This window comes from Ruegeria sp. Alg231-54 (assembly GCF_900143525.1).
GTDB lineage: Bacteria > Pseudomonadota > Alphaproteobacteria > Rhodobacterales > Rhodobacteraceae > Ruegeria.
Genome location: NZ_FREZ01000013.1, coordinates 76,762 through 93,564 on the forward strand (window position 1 = coordinate 76,762; position 16,803 = coordinate 93,564).

Annotated in this window: 14 protein-coding genes; 7 read left to right on the forward strand and 7 right to left on the reverse strand. The window is 57.7% G+C overall.

The annotated features are described in order from the left end of the window. Window positions 1–9: 9 nt before the first annotated feature. The gene (locus tag DHN12_RS19510) at window positions 10–2,196 is read right to left on the reverse strand and encodes a transglycosylase domain-containing protein (RefSeq protein ID WP_108861676.1); all 2,187 of its coding nucleotides are present in this window, start codon (window positions 2,194–2,196) and stop codon (window positions 10–12) included. A 259-nt stretch (window positions 2,197–2,455) separates the two neighbouring features. On the opposite strand from DHN12_RS19510, the gene DHN12_RS19515 reads away from it, so the two are divergent. From DHN12_RS19515 to DHN12_RS19525, 3 genes are all read left to right on the forward strand, one after another. Then, window positions 2,456–2,794, forward strand: a complete 339-nt coding sequence (locus tag DHN12_RS19515) for a P-II family nitrogen regulator (RefSeq protein ID WP_108861677.1) — start codon at window positions 2,456–2,458, stop codon at window positions 2,792–2,794. Window positions 2,795–2,827: 33 nt separating this feature from the next. Next, the gene (locus DHN12_RS19520) at window positions 2,828–4,138 is read left to right on the forward strand and encodes an ammonium transporter (protein WP_108861678.1); all 1,311 of its coding nucleotides are present in this window, start codon (window positions 2,828–2,830) and stop codon (window positions 4,136–4,138) included. Between the two features lie 104 nt (window positions 4,139–4,242). Next, window positions 4,243–4,629, forward strand: a complete 387-nt coding sequence (locus tag DHN12_RS19525; RefSeq protein WP_199913552.1) for a hypothetical protein — start codon at window positions 4,243–4,245, stop codon at window positions 4,627–4,629. A 1-nt stretch (window position 4,630) separates the two neighbouring features. Here DHN12_RS19525 and DHN12_RS19530 read toward each other — a convergent pair whose 3' ends face one another. Together DHN12_RS19530 and sseA are read right to left on the reverse strand one after the other, a co-directional pair. Then, on the reverse strand, window positions 4,631–5,815 hold the full coding sequence (locus DHN12_RS19530; protein WP_108861679.1) for an amino acid aminotransferase: 1,185 nt from the start codon (window positions 5,813–5,815) through the stop codon (window positions 4,631–4,633). After that, window positions 5,815–6,669 carry a 3-mercaptopyruvate sulfurtransferase gene (gene sseA / locus DHN12_RS19535; RefSeq protein ID WP_108861680.1) on the reverse strand — a complete coding sequence of 285 codons (855 nt, stop codon included), beginning with the start codon at window positions 6,667–6,669 and terminating at the stop codon, window positions 5,815–5,817. Before sseA ends, DHN12_RS19530 begins: the two co-directional genes overlap by 1 nt. Window positions 6,670–7,276: 607 nt before the next feature. Here sseA and DHN12_RS19540 point away from each other — a divergent pair. After that, complete coding sequence (locus DHN12_RS19540) at window positions 7,277–8,383, forward strand: transporter substrate-binding domain-containing protein (protein WP_108861681.1); 1,107 nt, start codon at window positions 7,277–7,279, stop codon at window positions 8,381–8,383. A 131-nt stretch (window positions 8,384–8,514) separates the two neighbouring features. Here the strand turns inward: DHN12_RS19540 and DHN12_RS19545 are convergent, their stop codons facing one another. Next, window positions 8,515–9,069, reverse strand: a complete 555-nt coding sequence (locus DHN12_RS19545) for a helix-turn-helix domain-containing protein (protein ID WP_108861682.1) — start codon at window positions 9,067–9,069, stop codon at window positions 8,515–8,517. Window positions 9,070–9,176: 107 nt separating this feature from the next. On the opposite strand from DHN12_RS19545, the gene ilvD reads away from it, so the two are divergent. Beyond that, entirely contained in the window at window positions 9,177–11,009 is a 1,833-nt protein-coding gene (gene ilvD, locus DHN12_RS19550; protein ID WP_108861683.1) for a dihydroxy-acid dehydratase, read from the forward strand. Between the two features lie 115 nt (window positions 11,010–11,124). Further along, window positions 11,125–11,574 carry an NUDIX hydrolase gene (locus DHN12_RS19555; RefSeq protein WP_108861684.1) on the forward strand — a complete coding sequence of 150 codons (450 nt, stop codon included), beginning with the start codon at window positions 11,125–11,127 and terminating at the stop codon, window positions 11,572–11,574. 9 nt (window positions 11,575–11,583) lie between these two features. Here DHN12_RS19555 and DHN12_RS19560 read toward each other — a convergent pair whose 3' ends face one another. Further along, window positions 11,584–12,402 (reverse strand): sulfotransferase family protein, encoded by an 819-nt coding sequence (locus tag DHN12_RS19560; RefSeq protein ID WP_108861708.1) that lies wholly within the window; start codon window positions 12,400–12,402, stop codon window positions 11,584–11,586. Between the two features lie 143 nt (window positions 12,403–12,545). Here DHN12_RS19560 and DHN12_RS19565 point away from each other — a divergent pair, with 143 nt between their 5' ends. Continuing rightward, window positions 12,546–14,123, forward strand: coding sequence for a DUF5928 domain-containing protein (locus tag DHN12_RS19565; protein WP_108861685.1), 1,578 nt, complete (start codon window positions 12,546–12,548; stop codon window positions 14,121–14,123). A gap of 45 nt (window positions 14,124–14,168) precedes the next feature. Here the strand turns inward: DHN12_RS19565 and DHN12_RS19570 are convergent, their stop codons facing one another. Together DHN12_RS19570 and DHN12_RS19575 are read right to left on the reverse strand one after the other, a co-directional pair. Beyond that, window positions 14,169–15,680, reverse strand: coding sequence for an aldehyde dehydrogenase family protein (locus DHN12_RS19570; RefSeq protein WP_108861686.1), 1,512 nt, complete (start codon window positions 15,678–15,680; stop codon window positions 14,169–14,171). Window positions 15,681–15,683: 3 nt separating this feature from the next. Next, window positions 15,684–16,790 (reverse strand): saccharopine dehydrogenase family protein, encoded by a 1,107-nt coding sequence (locus tag DHN12_RS19575; protein WP_108861687.1) that lies wholly within the window; start codon window positions 16,788–16,790, stop codon window positions 15,684–15,686. Window positions 16,791–16,803 lie beyond the last annotated feature (13 nt).

Consider the following 16,803-nt stretch of genomic DNA (forward strand, 5'->3'; position numbering starts at 1 on the left):
CCGCCTTTTTTAATTTCCACCAAAAATGTTGTTCAGCAGGTTGTTGATGGCCCGGTCCAACCCGGTTTGGTTCTTCCGGCGCTGCTGCTGCGGTTGCGCTGTTCTGACTGGTGGGTCCGGGACCAACATCGGCAATGGCGTCGGTGTCATGCCTTCGGTCACGCGCAGCATGGTTTCTTTCCAGATTTCAGCCGGCAACCCGCCTCCGGTCACACCAGATAATGGGGTGTTGTCGTCATAGCCCATCCAGATGCCCGTGACGTAGTCTGCCGTAAAACCGATAAACCAAGCATCGCGGGCGGCCTGAGTCGTCCCCGTCTTTCCCGCGACCTGCCATCCGGGCAACTGAGCGCGGGCACCGGTGCCTTCGGACACGACACGCTCCATCATCCAAGTCAGTTGCTTGGCGGCTTTATCGTTGATGACCCGCTCACCAATGCCTGTTGTCGTAACCATGACCGGGGTTTGATCGCCCAACAGCTTCAATTCGGTCAGCCCATAGGGTTCCACCGCCGAGCCGCCGTTCAGGATACCCGCATAGGCCCCCGTCATCTCGATCAGCGTGCTTTCCGACGCGCCCAGCGCCAATGCGGGGCCCTGCGCCAGATCGCTATCGATGCCAAACTCGCTTGCCACGGTACGGACATTGTCCAACCCGGCAATCTCAGCCACTTTCACCGCTGGGATGTTCAGCGAGTTCTTTAACGCGTCCGCCAGCGTGACGCGCCCATAGAACTTGTTGGTGTAGTTCTTGGGGCACCACTGACCGGACCCCGGAATATTCACGCAGTAGGGTTCATCCACGACCGTATCCAATGGCGAATATCCCAGCTCAAGCGCGGTGGCATAAACGAAGGGTTTGAATGAAGACCCCGTTTGCCGCAACGCCTGCGTGGCGCGGTTGAATGCACCGGATACGCGGGTCTTTCGCCCGCCAACCATGCCACGGACGGCCCCGTCCGCCGACATCACCACGATCGCGGCCTGCGCCTTTGATCCCTCGCGGACCTTTTCCTGGAAAATGAACTGCAACGCCTCTTCGGCCGATTTCTGGATACGCTGATCCAGTGTGGTCCGGATCACCACATCTTCGGTCGTGTTGCGTGTAAAGAACTCGGGCCCGCTGGCCATCACCCAATCGGCGAAATAGCCCCCCGCCCGCGCAGCAGCGGCTTCGGACAGTTGCGCAGGATTGCTGCGCGCACTGCTGGCTTGGGCCGAGGTCAGATATCCCTGTGCCTCCATCAGGCCAACCACCAGCCGCGCCCGATCCTGCGAACGTTGCAGATTATTCGTAGGAGCATAGCGCGTCGGTGCCACCAGCAGCCCTGCGAGCATCGCAGCTTGCGACGGGCTGACCTCAGCTGCCGAGATCCCGAAATAACGTTGGCTTGCCGCCTCGAACCCACGCGCACCCGCGCCAAGGAATGCCCGGTTCAGGTAGATGGTCAGAATCTCGTCCTTGGAATACTTGACCTCCATCGCCATCGCATAGACCGCCTCTTTGGCCTTGCGCCAAAGCGAGCCCTGACGGCAATCGGATTCATATGCAGCCTCGGATTCCCAATCACTGGGCTCATAAGGCACACCCAGGCACAACAGCTTGGCCGTCTGCTGCGTGATGGTCGACCCACCATGGCCCGACAGCGGTCCGCGCCCTTCGCTCAGGTTGATGCGCACAGCGCTTGCGACACCGCGCGGGCTGACGCCGAAATGGCGATAGAACCGCTTGTCCTCGGTCGCAACGACCGCGTTCTTCAGATGCGGCGAGACGGTATCGGCGGTGATCACCCCACCAAATTGGTCCCCACGCCAAGCAAAGACTTTGCCGTCCCGATCCAACAGGGTCACCGACCCGCGCGCGCGACCGTCTAGCAAGGCATCGACGTCAGGCAGAGAGGAGTAGACAACCCCAACCGCCAAAGCCAACAGCATGGCAGCCACCGCGCCCACACGCCAGGTCACACCCCAAATCAACCGCCAGATCCAACGGAACATGCGTCGAAAGAAGCCGCCGCCGCCACCGGACGTCTTGCGGGTTTTCTTTCGGGTGGTTTTGCGAGTCGACGTTTTACGCGCCGTCGCCTTTTTGCCGACGGGCTTTGTCGTCCGCTTTGTTGCAGCGGGTTTGCGCCTCTTTAAAGGGTATCTTTTGTCTGCAACAAGCGATGTCTTGCGACGCCTGGACTCAGTCATGCTCAAACTCTGCCCGGTTATCATTTTGAGGCACCATACCCTGCCACTGGCGCGAAGTAGAGGTATGAAATTCCGCTAACCGGCCTCAATAGTTCGCCCACTTTTTGGGCAAAAACGTTTTTTTGTGCAAAAATTGTGCACCTCACTCCTCTTTTCCCCTGCGTTCACCCTCCCTAACCGTTTCTAACAGCGGTCAGTCACGCTCTCTTTCTGCAGGTGCAAACAAACCGGTTCCGCCGGACAGGAAGAGGGGACAGACGTGAAACTGATCATTGCGACAATCAAGCCGTTCAAGCTGGAGGAGGTGCGCGAGGCACTGACCGAGGCCGGCGTGCGCGGCATGATGGTGACCGAGATCAAGGGCTTCGGCTCGCAATCGGGCCACACCGAAATCTATCGTGGGGCCGAATATGCGGTGAATTTCGTGCCCAAGATCAAACTGGAAATCGTGGTGCCGGCCACGATGGCCGACCAGATCCTCGAAACCATCACTAAAACCGCCAAGACCGGCAAGATCGGTGACGGCAAGATTTTCGTCCTTGATGTCGAGCAGGCGCTGCGCGTGCGGACCGGGGAAACCAACGAAGAGGCGCTGTAAGCGCCGCCACTCCAAAGCATTCGAGGACTGACAATGAACCTGATGAAATCTCTCATCCCTGCCGCCGCGATCGTCGCGTTGCCGCAAATGGGCCTTGCGCAGGAGGCCACCCCTGGCGAAGCCGCGCAACACACCCAGTATATCTTTACCACCCTACTGTTCCTGATGGCCGGCTTCCTGGTGTTCTTCATGGCCGCGGGCTTTGCCATGCTCGAAGGCGGTCTGGTGCGGTCCAAGAACGTGGCCATGCAGATGATCAAGAACATCGCACTGTTTTCGATTGCCGCGATCATGTACTGGCTGGTCGGCTTCAACACGATGTACCCGGGCGACTTCAATGGTTTCTTTGCCCTCGGCGGTCCGACTGTGCTTGATGCCGTGGGTGTTGCGCCCGAAGACGCGGCGTTAGACTACGCGTCGATCGGTTCGGACTTCTTCTTCCAGCTGGTCTTTGTGGCGGCAACCGCGTCCATCGTGTCCGGTGCCGTGGCCGAACGGATCAAGCTTTGGCCCTTCCTGATCTTTGTCATCGTACTGACCGGTATCCTCTACCCGATCTCGGGGTCCTGGAAATGGGGCGGCGGCTGGCTGGATGCCATGGGCTTTTCCGACTTCGCCGGTTCCACCGTTGTTCATTCGGTCGGTGGATGGGCCGCTCTGGCGGGCTGCCTGATCCTTGGCCCCCGCATTGGCAAATACAAGGACGGCAAAGTCCACCCGATGCCCGGTTCCAACCTGGCGCTGGCAACTCTGGGAACGTTCATCCTGTGGCTGGGCTGGTTCGGCTTCAACGGCGGCTCGCAACTGGCAATGGGCAGCGTGGGCGACGTATCCGACGTGTCGCGCATCTTTGCCAACACAAACATGGCCGCCGCATCTGGTGCTATCGCAGCCCTGATCATGACGCAGGTGTTGTACAAGAAACCTGACCTGACCATGGTGCTGAACGGCGCGCTGGCCGGTCTGGTCTCGATCACCGCAGAACCGCTTGCCCCGACCCTGTTCGGAGCGCTGTGGATCGGCGCAGTTGGCGGCATCATCGTTGTCTTTGCGGTTCCGATGCTGGACAAGTTCAAGATCGACGACGTTGTCGGTGCCATCCCGGTTCACCTGTTCGCAGGCATCTGGGGCACCATCGCCGTTATCTTCTACGGCGAGGCAAACCTGATCACCCAACTGACCGGTATCGTAGCTTATGGCGTGTTCACATTTGTCGGAGCCGCAATCCTTTGGACAATCCTGAAGGCCACGGTTGGCATCCGCGTCAGCGAAGAGGACGAGATCAACGGTCTGGATATGGCGGAACTTGGTATGGAAGCTTATCCGGAATTCTCCAAGGGCTAAGGCCTAAGCCACAAAGATTGACAACCCCGGCGCAATGCCGGGGTTGTTTTGTTTGAGCGTCGTCCTCGGTTACTCTGATCCCAGCCGCTCAAGGAGATACTGATATGGCCGAGGCACCCGAAACACTTGTTGGCACCAGCCTGAAATGGACTGGCGTTCATCACTCTGAACTTGGTGATTTCAAAAATCTGTCCACCCATACAGTCAGCTACGAAACAGAGACAACGTGCTATGTGACTTCCGAGAGCAAGCTAGTTGGTGAGTCCCAATACACATATAAACGACTGGATGAGCAGATGGGTATCTGCATCTACCGGCCCTACGAGTATCAGGGCCGCTCAGACGTCGTTCTGAACGCGATTTTCGATTTCCGAGCAATGAAGGATCGAGCGGTGTTAACCTCTAGCGGAGAACCGTTTGCCGCCGCGGACGGAGACATGGAATTTGTCGAAACACCGCGCCCGGACAGGCCGGGCGCAACCAGTTCATAGTTTACACGCCGACGTCGACGATCGCTTTGGCCAATATCGGTACGGTTGTCGCGTTCAGTCCGGCGACATTCAGGCGGCTGTCTCCAACCATATAGATGCCATGATCGGCGCGCAGCTTCTCGACCAGTTCCGGAGCTGCCCCAAGGCGCGAGAACATGCCGCGATGCTGAGCGACAAAACCGAAGCGATCCGAACCGCTCAGGCGCTGCAATTCGTCGGCCAGCTGCTGGCGCAAGCCCAGCATGGACAGGCGGATCTCTTCCAGTTCTGCTTCCCAATCGGCGCGTAGGGCGTCGTCGTTCAGAATTGTTGTCACCACGCGCGCGCCGTGATCCGGCGGGAAGGAGTAGTTCTGGCGGTTCAGGAACGCCAGAGTGGACTGGTTCAGAGCCGTTTGCGTCGGGTCATCGCTGATTGCCATCAGCAGACCTGTGCGCTCGCGGTAGACACCGAAGTTCTTTGAACACGACGCCGCAATCAGGCAGCGCTTGACGGACGAGGCTACCAGACGAACTGCCTGCGCGTCCTCCTCCAGCCCGTCGCCAAAGCCCTGATAGGCGATGTCGATCATGGCAACGAGACCGCGCTCGTTGATCAGGTTCACGACCTCCTGCCACTGCACAATGTTCAGGTTGGCACCGGTCGGGTTGTGGCAGCAGCCATGCAGCAGAACCACATCACCTGCTTTCGCAGTCTTCAGGTCCTCGATCATACCGTCGAAATCGACGCCACGGGTTTCACCGTCGAAATACCGGTATTGGACCGTCTCCATCCCCAGGTAGTTCAGGATCGACAAGTGGTTCGGCCAAGTGGGGTTAGACACGAACACGCGGGCCGATGGGTTGGCCATGCGGATCATCTCAAACGCCTGACGGCAGGCACCGGTTCCGCCGGGCGTCGCCACGGCAGCGATGTTGCCGCGTGGAACCGAGGTGCCCAGGATCAGGCCAATCATCGCATCGGCATAAGCCGGGTCGCCCGCCAATCCGGTGTAGGCCTTGCTCTCTTGCTCTTCCAGGATGCGCTTTTCGGCCGCTTTCACCGCACGCATCACCGGGGTCACGCCCTCGGCATTTTTGTAAACTCCAACTCCCAGGTCGATCTTTTGATCGCGCGGGTCTTCGCGATACGCCTGCATCAGCGCCAGAATCTTGTCGGCAGGCTGCGGTTTGAGGTTTTCGAACATCAGTTCTCTCCGGTTGCGACGGGCAGGGTCGGGAAGGCACCCCATTCAGCCCAGGAGCCGTCATAAAGCGAGTGGTCTTTCTTGCCGATGCGCTCAAGCGCAAGGCTGAGGATCGCAGCCGTCACGCCAGACCCGCACGAGGTGATCGCCGGTTTGGATAGGTCGACGCCAGCGGCCTCGAAGATGGCGCGGCATTCGTCGGGTGATTTCATCGTGCCGTTCTTGTTCAGCAACGTGCCGAAGGGCACATTGCGCGACCCTGGAATACGGCCTGGGCGCAGACCTTCGCGCGGTTCTGTCCCGGTTCCGGCAAAGCGGTCCGCAGAGCGTGCGTCGATGATCTCATGATCGGCCAGCTTGGCGGCGGCAGATACCTGCGTGACATCGCGGACCAGATGGTTCTGGACCCGAACGGTCATGTGGCGGTCGCGAATAACCGGCGGCAGGTCTTCGATCTCATGCCCTTCGGCTTGCCACTTGGGCAGACCGCCATCCAGAACGGCGATGTTTTCCTGCCCCATCAGTCGGAACAACCACCAGACACGGGCCGCGGACATCAGACCGGCCCCATCGTACACAACAACCTGATGGCCATCCCCAACACCCATCGCCCTCAGGCGGGACATGAACTTTTCGACCGGAGGTGCCATATGTGGGAGGTCCGAGCGGTGGTCCGAAATGTCATCGATATCAAAAAACCGTGCGCCGGGGATATGAGCGGCATCGTATTCGGCCTTTGCGTCGCGCCCTTGCTGTGGCAGATACCATGACCCATCCAGAACCCGCAGATCCGGGTCCTTGAGATGGGCAGCAAGCCATTCGGTAGAAACGAGGGTTTTCGGATCGTCCCGCATAAAAGCCTCCCCTAAACGCGTTTGGTTTTTCCCTATACGCGCGCGCATGCGGGTTCAAGACTGGATGGGATGATGACGCTAACACACGCCTTGGAACCTGCGGTTCCGGGCGTTTGGGGTCAATTTGAGCAAAACCAACAGGCCCAAGCGCACCCGTATATCAGTTTAACTTCCGCACACGGTTTGCCCATGTGCACATTTTGAGTTGTAACCACCAGAAATGGTCATGGGTGTAAGAGCGCCGTCCTGCTTTGTGGACTTGCGTCTGTATGATTTTTTCACTCCGCCAAGGGTTGAACTCAAAAAAACGCACTTTCCGCCGTAAAATGGCCGGTTTTCCCTACGTCATTGTACCCCGGAGTATCTGTGAAAGCTCCCATGTTCAGGCCGTGAAACAGCCAATACAACATCGGTGCTGGAGCCAAGGGAAACGGGCAAATTGGAAAAATAATAGATGCATTCCCCCGCGGTCTGAAAAATTTTAAGCAGCGCGAAACACCTTTCCTAACATTTTGTAAGTGATAGAAAAAATACCACCGCCAGGGTAGTAAACCAAACAACCCGGACCCTGGAGCACGTTAAAGCACTCATTCGACAGGAGAACAAAATGAATACCCCTGGAATTAAGTTTGGCCTAGTGGCCCTGGGTCTGGCTGCCTTGATCTCACCGATAGGCGCTGCGGCGCAGGTCGCGTGCAAATCGTATACAGTAGAAGCAGGTGATACGCTGGCGACTATTTCCGAAACGGCATATGGCTCTCGGGACTACCAAATCATCTTCAACGCGAACAGAAACGTCATTGCCGGAAATCCGAACAACCTGACGCCTGGTACTGTTCTGAATTTGCCATGCGCCGACGGCCGCTTGACCGCCGCATCGCAGTTCAACGAAGTTGTCGAGCGGGAGGAAGAAAAGGCCGCGAAGATCAAAGCCAGAAACGTTTATGAACCACCGATTCGTCTTTTGGCCGGTAACGATTGGGCGCCTTATACGGACGAAGGTCTTTCGGGTGGCGGCTTTTTGATGCGGTTGTCGACAACAGCCCTGCATCGTGCTGGCAACAAGCGCGAGTACAACCAGGGTTGGGTGAACGATTTCAACTCGCATCTTTATACACTTCTGCCCGCCGGAGCGTATGACATCGCCGTTGCCTGGGTTGTGCCAGATTGCGCAAAAAACCCCGATGCCATGGGCGAAGACAGCCTTTATCGCTGTAACGGGTTCTACGCATCACAGCCATTGTATGAATCGGTCGTTGGGTACTTCACACTGCCCGACAGCAAATATGCCGGCGCAGCCTCCATCGAAGAGCTGGAAGGGGCCGTATTCTGTCGTATGGACGGGTTCTTTACCAATGACCTGGAAGAGGCCGGCCTGGTCGAACCCAAAATCACGCTTGTTCGCCCCCGCACCCCGGAAGAGTGCATCGAGGCGGTCATGAACGGAACGGCGGACGCCACCGGGATGGCCATCCAGCAAGCCAATGGTGCAATTGCGGCCTTGGGTATGGAGAACGAGGTGGTTCAGAATGAGAACTTCACCCATCTGTCCACCATTCGCCTGCTGGCCCATAAATCCAACCCATACGGGCTGCAGTATATCTCGATGCTGAACAATGGCCTGAACGAAATGCGGCAGTCGGGCGAGTGGTACGATATCGTTTCCAGCTCGCTGTCCGAGTACAGCTCTAAGCTGCAATCCGCGTCGAACTGATCGGTTCGTGCAAAAGAACCTGCACACAGCGCGACCCGCGCTGTGTGCCACCTCGACATAAAGTCATAGCTTTGTACCTTGGGTCACATATTTGATTTATTTCGCCCAACCTTTTCAGCGAGCGAGCTTCCTCAGGTGACCTCGGCTGGTTGCGCATAGTGATGCATGTTCAAAAACGCAGCGCCATTCGTCCCGGCCCGGTAGCCATGCGGCAGATCGGCTGCAAAGCGCAGGCCCTGCCCGGCCTGCAGCGGCACCCAATCCCCGTCGCGCAGAATCTCAAGTGATCCGTTCAGCACAAACACTTCTTCGGTCACCCCTGCCGCATGGGCTGCGGATTCGTGGCTTTGGTTTGGGGCAAGGTCGACGTGAAACGTTTCGGCGCCCAGCGCGGGATCGAAGGGAAAGACGATCTTAACCTCGATGCTGCCGGGAAAGGTCACGGTGTGGAACACGTCCGGCATGGCGGTGTCCCGCAGGGCCGCCGTTCCAATCAATGCACTCAGCGGCAACTGAAACCCTTTTGCGATTTTCCACAGCGTTGCGATGGTCGGGCTGGATTCGCCACGTTCGATCTGGCCCAGCATGGCTTTGCTGACACCCGTCATCTCGGCCACTTTGGACAGGCTCAGCCCCGAGGCCGCCCGCACATCGCGTAGTTTTAGCGTAATTTCGTCCGGTGCCATCTTGATCGTCTCTCGAATCCTCTTGTGCGTTATAGCGCACATGTGGTACGTGCGCTATAACGTACGAAACCCGAATATCGCAACCGGGGCAAAAGGGAAACAGCATCATGCCAATGTACCGATCCAGAACCTCTACCCACGGCCGTAATATGGCCGGTGCCCGCGGCCTGTGGCGCGCCACAGGAATGGGTGACGACGATTTCGGCAAACCGATCATCGCTATCGTCAACTCTTTCACCCAGTTCGTGCCGGGCCACGTGCACCTGAAAGATCTGGGCCAGATGGTCGCGCGCGAGGTTGAAGCCGCTGGAGGTGTTGCGAAAGAGTTCAACACAATCGCTGTGGATGACGGTATCGCCATGGGTCATGACGGCATGCTGTATTCCCTGCCTTCGCGCGAAGTGATCGCGGATTCGGTCGAATACATGGTCAACGCCCACTGCGCTGATGCGATGGTCTGTATTTCGAACTGCGACAAGATCACCCCCGGCATGCTGATGGCCGCGATGCGCCTGAACATCCCGGCGATCTTTGTCTCGGGCGGACCGATGGAGGCCGGCAAGATCGACATCGCCGATCTGGACGCCAAGAAGATCGACCTGGTTGACGCAATGGTCGCCGCCGCCGACGACAGGTTCACCGACGAACAGGTCCAGCACATCGAAGAGAACGCCTGCCCAACTTGTGGGTCATGTTCCGGTATGTTCACCGCAAACTCGATGAACTGTCTGGCAGAGGCTCTGGGACTGGCGCTGCCAGGCAACGGCTCGACTCTGGCCACGCATGCGGACCGCAAAGAGCTGTTTCTCGAGGCCGGGCGTCGGATCGTTGAGATCACCAAACGGCACTATGATCTGGACGAAAAAGGTTTCCTGCCCCGTGAAATCGCCACGTTCGACGCCTTTGAAAACGCGATGAGCCTGGATATCGCCATGGGCGGTTCGACCAACACAGTGTTGCACCTGCTAGCCATCGCCCATGAGGGTGAAGTGCATTTCACCATGACCGACATGGACCGCCTGAGCCGTCAGGTGCCGTGTCTGTGCAAGGTCGCGCCCAACACTGAGAATGTTCATATGGAGGACGTGCACCGCGCCGGTGGCATCTTCTCGATCCTTGGCGAGCTAAGCCGCGCCGGGCTGCTGCACGAAGATTGCAGCACCGTGCATTCGGCGACCATGGGCGAAGCGATTGCCAATTGGGACATCAAGGTCGCCAACAACCCCGCAGCGCAGGACCTGTTCAAGGCCGCGCCCGGCGGTGTGCGCACGACGCAGGCATTCAGCCAGTCGAACCGGTACAAGGAACTGGATACCGACCGCGAAGGCGGTGTAATCCGATCCAAGGAACACGCGTTCAGTCAGGATGGCGGTCTGGCGGTCCTGTTCGGCAACATCGCGCGCGAAGGCTGTATCGTGAAAACGGCGGGCGTTGATCCCAACAGCCTGACGTTCACCGGCTCTGCCTATGTCTGCGAAAGCCAGGATCAGGCCGTGAACGACATCCTGACCGGCAAGGTCAAAGAGGGCGACGTAGTGGTGATCCGCTATGAAGGCCCGCGCGGCGGTCCGGGGATGCAGGAAATGCTGTATCCAACATCCTATCTGAAATCCAAAGGTCTGGGCAAAGCCTGCGCCTTGCTGACCGATGGGCGTTTTTCGGGCGGCACGTCGGGCCTGTCGATCGGCCACGTTTCACCTGAGGCCGCCGAGGGTGGCGAAATCGGGCTGGTCAAGCAGGGCGACAAGATCGAGATCGACATCCCCAACCGGACCATTCATCTGGCCGTGTCCGACGAAGAACTGGCTGCCCGCCGTGAAGAGCAGGACGAAAAGGGATGGGTGCCCGCCGCACCGCGCAAGCGCAAGGTATCCACCGCGCTCAAAGCCTATGCCAAGCTGGCGACAAGTGCCGCAAAAGGCGCCGTGCGCCAAGTCTAACTTAGCGGTTTCCAAACAGCTGATACTTCAATAAATTCAAAGGTCTCGCTAAACGAACTAGCGAGACCTTTTTCTTTTGTATTCAACGATATCCATAGCACAATCGGTGAGAAGCATGACAATCTGGCGCCCGCACAACGGTATCCGTGTCAAAGCCATCGGCTTACATTGGCGGGGGGACCGCCTTCTTGCTGCCGAAGTCCCAAATGACGACGGCCACATCAAGGGTGTTCGCCCGTTGGGCGGATCGGTCGAATTCGGCGAAACATGGCATGACGCGCTGAAACGTGAGTTCCGGGAAGAACTCGATGTGACGGTTGAAGTCAGAGGGCAACCGCTAGTGATCGAGAACCTGTACCAGCATGAAGGGCATCAGGGGCATGAGATCATCTTTGTGGCCGAGATTCAGTGCCCCGAGCTTTTGAACTGGCCTGACGCGCCGATTTCATTCACCGAAGACAACGGCCTGAGCTGGACAACAGGATGGTTTAGTCTGGATGCTCTGGATACCGGCGGCCCAGCGCTATACCCGACCGGCCTGAAAGGGTGCCTGATCGATCGCTGACTCGTTCGCCTAGTCGCCCAGTTTGGCGTGAACTTCGTCCAGATCAATCTCACCGATTGGCATCTTGTTGCCCGGGTTCTCAAAATCGTATTTGAACAGCTCGAAATCGTGTTTGTAGATTTCGTAAACCAGGTGCATCGACAGGTCGTCAAAGTAGTCCTCGACCGGATGCGCGCGTTTCGGCCCGTGGCCTTCGGATTCATTGAACCGCGGGATTTCGGACAAATTCACGGCGTGCGGTGTCTCTACCCGATCAAGGACACTTTGCATTCCTTCATTGAACTGCTCAGTCCAGAAAATCTGATCGTACTGCCCACCATTCACGATGAAGGTCGAGACATGGCCGGACATGGCCGACCAGTGAATGTCAGGGTCCATCGGACGCCGCCAGCGGATCGTATCACGTGCAAACAGCAAAAATCGGCGGAAACTGGCGATCTGATCGAACTCACCCTTACCGTCATCACCGCCAACCTCGATCCCGTAGTTGTAGATCAAGGTCGGCACCAGATTGCCCCGATACCGCTTACCGTTGCGTTGAATGCCGCAGATCTTGTCAAAGAACGAGCTTAGAATTCGGGTGTAGGGGTTGCGCACGCACGTAAAGGCCAGGGATTTGTGATCCCGCACATTTCCCGAGATCTGATCCTGACTTGGACCGAAGGCCCATTTGTGCATCCCGTCCTTCGCGTCATGGATATCACCGTCAAAAAACTGCCCGTGATCCGAATAAAACATGATCTGACCAATGGTCGAACAGGCGCATTTCGGCACCACACGGTAAACCATGCTTTCGCTTTCGGTCATCCATGTACCGGGAAAACCCATCTGCTGTGCCTCCTTTGCTGATCTGGTCTCAAAATTGACGCGCCAGCATTTGAAACCAAAAACCAAAAATATTCTATTTATTCAATCGCTCATCCTCAGTATCACGGTTGGAAACGGGCAGAAACGGAAAACAATAGGCCAATATGGCAAGAATTGCCTACATATTGCTTTGTCACAAAGACCCTGACGCAATCATCGCGCAGGCCGAGCAACTGACCGCAGCCGGGGATTGCATGGCGATCCACTTTGACGCGCGGGCCAGTGCGGCCGCTTACGAACGCATTCGCGAGGCTTTGAAAGACAACCCCAATGTCACCTTTGCCAGCAAGCGCATCAAATGCGGCTGGGGGGCGTGGTCACTGGTTCAGGCCACGCTGAATGCCCTGCAGGCCGCTGTGGATGCGTTTCCCCGCGCCACTCATTTCTACATGGTGTCGGGTGACTGCATGCCGATCAAATCGGCTGAGTACATCCACGACTTTCTGAACCAGAACGACGTTGATTTCGTCGAAAGCCATGATTTCCTGGAAAGCAACTGGATCAAGACCGGCATGGTTGAGGACCGGCTGATCTATCGGCACTATTTCAACGAACGCACACAGGCCAAGCTGTTTTACGGGTCGTACAATCTGCAAAAACGGTTTGGTCTGACGCGCGAGATTCCGTCAGACGTTCAGATAATGATCGGCAGCCAATGGTGGTGCCTGCGCCGCAGGACCATCGAAATGATCCTGGATTTTCTGCAAAAGCGCCCGGATGTAAAACGGTTTTTCTCGACCACCTGGATTCCGGACGAGACCTTTTTTCAGACTCTGGTGCGCCATCTGATTCCCAAGACTGAGATCGACAACCGCACGCCCACATTTCTGATGTTCTCGGATTATGGCATGCCGGTGACGTTCTACAACGATCACTATGACTTGCTGCTGTCGCAAGATTACCTGTTCGCCCGCAAGATCAGCCCCGAAGCCCATGAGCTGAAGGACAGGCTGGGTCAGATGTACGCAACCGAAGGGATGACGTTTCACATCTCGGACGAGGGGCGCAACCTGTACAGCTTTCTGACCGGGCGCGGCCGGGTGGGACGGCGCTATGCGCAGCGGTTCTGGGAGGCAGGCAATTCCTTGGGTCCCGAGCGCGAAGTGTTTCTGATCGTGAGCAAGAAATGGCATGTCGCCAAGCGGTTGGTGGACCAGATCGTCTCGGAAACCGACATTCCGTGCGTGGAATACCTGTTCAACGAAGAAGACACTTCTTTGCCTGATCTGGGTGGCATTGAATCGTCTCTGGCCAAGCGCACGCGGCACAGGCGCGCGGTGGCCCGCATGCTGTTTGAGAGCTTTGATTCCAACAAGCTGGTCTTGTGCGTGGATCCCGCAGATTTGGATATCATTCAGGATTTCTGCTCGGTTCAGGCTCGCAGCCATGTTCTGGAAATCGAGTGCGAGTATTCCGACGATTATCTGATTGGCCACGCCCGCCGGGTGGGGTTGGCCGGAGAAAGCAGTCCTCGGGAATCCGTGGCCCGTCTGATCCCGGCGCTGCGCAGTTCACTGGTGCACGAATCCGAATTGATCCGCGAGGCAGAGTTTGACGGATACCTGCGTATCCGCGAGACCAACTCAAATATTGAGAATGAGACCGCGATTGCAGAGTTTCTGGGCGTGTCGCGGGACAAGGCTCAAGCTATCATGAGCCTTGATTATCTTTTTGCCGATTAATCTGGAACGTCCAGCGGTGCTTTAAGGCGCCGCTGGATAATTGGTTCAGATGTCGAATTTGACGCCCTGCGCCAAGGGCAGCTCAGCCGAGTAGTTCACCGTATTCGTCTGACGACGCATATAGGCTTTCCACGCGTCCGAGCCGCTTTCGCGCCCACCGCCGGTTTCCTTCTCACCGCCGAAGGCTCCGCCGATCTCGGCACCGGATGGGCCGATATTGACGTTGGCGATCCCGCAATCCGACCCGGCCGCAGTCAGGAACTGCTCGGCCTCGCGCATATTCAGGGTGAACACGCAAGAGGACAGGCCTTGCGGAACGTCATTCTGCAGCTCAATCGCATCATCAAAATCGTCATAACCCATGACATACAGGATCGGCGCAAAGGTTTCGGTTTTCACAACCGCCGTTTGGCCTGGCATTTCGACAATGGCAGGCTCCATATAGACACCAGCAGGTACACCCTCGGTCACGCGACGACCACCGTGCACGGTGCCACCTTCGGCCTTGGCGGCCCCAAGCGCAGCGGTCATGGCCGTGCCCGAGGCTTCGTCTACCAACGGGCCTATCAGCGTGCCTTCGACCAGTGGGTTGCCGATGGGCAATCCCGCATAGGCTTTTTTCAAACGGCCCACCAACTCTTCGCGGATCGAGTTGTGTACGATCAGACGACGCAGCGTGGTGCAGCGCTGACCGGCCGTACCTACAGCCGAGAACACAACCGCACGGACAGCCATTTCCAGATCGGCCGAAGGACCAACGATCATCGCGTTGTTGCCGCCCAGTTCCAGAATGCACTTGCCAAAGCGTTGCGCCACGATGGGCGCAACCGCACGGCCCATGCGCGTGGAGCCCGTGGCTGAGATAACCGGCACATCTTCGCTTGCGACTAAGGCCTCGCCCAGCGCCGCACCACCGATCAGGGTTTGCAGCAGGTTGTCCGGCGCATCGCCAAACCGGACCAGCGCGCGTTCAAAGATTTTCTGGCACGCCATCGCGGTCAGCGGAGATTTCTCGGACGGTTTCCAGATCACCGGGTCACCACAAACCAGCGCCAGCGCCGCATTCCACGACCACACCGCAACCGGGAAGTTGAAGGCCGAGATCACTCCGACCGGACCTGCCGGATGCCAAGTCTCCATCATCCGGTGACCCGGGCGTTCCGACGCAATGGTCAGACCATACAATTGACGCGAAAGACCAACCGCAAAGTCGCAGATGTCGATCATCTCCTGCACTTCGCCCAGACCTTCAGACGTGATCTTGCCAGCCTCCCAACTGACCAGAGCACCCAAATCGTCCTTGGCGGCGCGCAGTTCCTCTCCCAACAGGCGGATCAGCTCACCCCGGCGCGGGGCCGGTACTGTCCGCCATTCTTTGAACGCCGTTTTAGAACGGGCAAATATGGCATCCATGTCGGCAACGGGTGTTTCATGCACGTCGGCCAACACGCTGCCATCAATCGGAGACGTCACTTTGAGCGTGCCGCCGGTCAGTTCGGCCTCGGTCAGATCCAGATTGGCGAGGGTTGTTTGGGCTGTCATTACGATGTCTTTCATATCTCAGGCCGCCTTGTTCTGTTCGGTTACATCACCGGCGCGATAGATCCGGCCAAATTCGGTGTTCAGGAAGTCGGACAGGTTCACCTGTTCCTGCCGGACAAAGCCATTCGCAGGCAACACGCCGGTCCGCATCAGATCAACCACGCCCAGAACGCCTGCGGCGGTGGTGACCTGAATGGCACTCCAGACCTGCCCGTTGATCGTGCGGGCAAAGCTTTTGTTGATCAGGGATTTCTCGCGCAGCGCGCCGTCGATCATGCCCTTTGCGGTGCAATAGACCAAAACCACATCCTGATCGGTGCGCGGCAGCGCGGTCTCAAAAATATCCTTCAACAGGTCGCGGCGATGTTCCAGGCCAAGGTCCTTCAGAAGCAATTTCAGGATATCGCAATGGCCCGGGTACCGGATTGATCGGTAGGACACCGCACGCGCCTTGCCGTCCAGTGTTTCGGGCAAGGTGCCCAATCCGCCAGAGGTGTTGAAGCATTCGTACTCCACCCCGTCATGGCCAATCAGCTCATAATCCTCCAGCGGAGCGGTCTTGACCCGTTCACCATTCACGATGGCATCGCAAGGGTTGCAGTATTCGTTGATCAACCCGTCGGTGGACCAGGTCAGATTGTATTTCAACGCGTTGGTTGGATAGAGCGGCAGCGCCCCCACCCGCATATGCAGGCTGTCGATTTCATCGAATTCCGCCGCCAGCGATGCCCCCGCGATACCGACAAAACCCGGTGCCAAACCACATTGCGGCATGAACGCCGTATCACTGCCTTGTGCAAAGTCACGCACCGCATTGGTCGCGGCGACGTCTTCGGTCAGGTCAAAATAGTGTGCACCAGCGGCCTTGGCCGCCTTGGCAATTTTCGGCGTCAGAAAGAATGGGGCCGCCGAGACTACGGCATCGAACCCACCCAGACCTTCGGTCAGTTGCACTTCGTCGCTCACATCAATTTGCCGAGTCGAAATGCCCTGCTTGTTCAACGCTGATAACGCAGCCAAATCCCGGTCGGCCACTGTGACCGAGTAGTTGGCCGATGATTTCAGCAAGGTCGCGATCATCTGACCGATCTTGCCTGCTCCGATGACACAAATGTTCCAGCTCAAAACGCGCCTCCTT

What these genes read in the sequence shown, in the direction of transcription:
- DHN12_RS19540 (WP_108861681.1), top strand. Translation starts at nt 7,277, where the DNA reads ATGAATACCCCTGGAATTAAGTTTGGCCTAGTGGCCCTGGGTCTGGCT.
- DHN12_RS19545 (WP_108861682.1), bottom strand. Translation starts at nt 9,069, where the DNA reads ATGGCACCGGACGAAATTACGCTAAAACTACGCGATGTGCGGGCGGCC.
- sseA (WP_108861680.1), bottom strand. Translation starts at nt 6,669, where the DNA reads ATGCGGGACGATCCGAAAACCCTCGTTTCTACCGAATGGCTTGCTGCC.
- DHN12_RS19525 (WP_199913552.1), top strand. Translation starts at nt 4,243, where the DNA reads ATGGCCGAGGCACCCGAAACACTTGTTGGCACCAGCCTGAAATGGACT.
- DHN12_RS19570 (WP_108861686.1), bottom strand. Translation starts at nt 15,680, where the DNA reads ATGAAAGACATCGTAATGACAGCCCAAACAACCCTCGCCAATCTGGAT.
- DHN12_RS19555 (WP_108861684.1), top strand. Translation starts at nt 11,125, where the DNA reads ATGACAATCTGGCGCCCGCACAACGGTATCCGTGTCAAAGCCATCGGC.
- DHN12_RS19520 (WP_108861678.1), top strand. Translation starts at nt 2,828, where the DNA reads ATGAACCTGATGAAATCTCTCATCCCTGCCGCCGCGATCGTCGCGTTG.
- DHN12_RS19510 (WP_108861676.1), bottom strand. Translation starts at nt 2,196, where the DNA reads ATGACTGAGTCCAGGCGTCGCAAGACATCGCTTGTTGCAGACAAAAGA.
- DHN12_RS19560 (WP_108861708.1), bottom strand. Translation starts at nt 12,402, where the DNA reads ATGGGTTTTCCCGGTACATGGATGACCGAAAGCGAAAGCATGGTTTAC.
- DHN12_RS19565 (WP_108861685.1), top strand. Translation starts at nt 12,546, where the DNA reads ATGGCAAGAATTGCCTACATATTGCTTTGTCACAAAGACCCTGACGCA.
- ilvD (WP_108861683.1), top strand. Translation starts at nt 9,177, where the DNA reads ATGCCAATGTACCGATCCAGAACCTCTACCCACGGCCGTAATATGGCC.
- DHN12_RS19530 (WP_108861679.1), bottom strand. Translation starts at nt 5,815, where the DNA reads ATGTTCGAAAACCTCAAACCGCAGCCTGCCGACAAGATTCTGGCGCTG.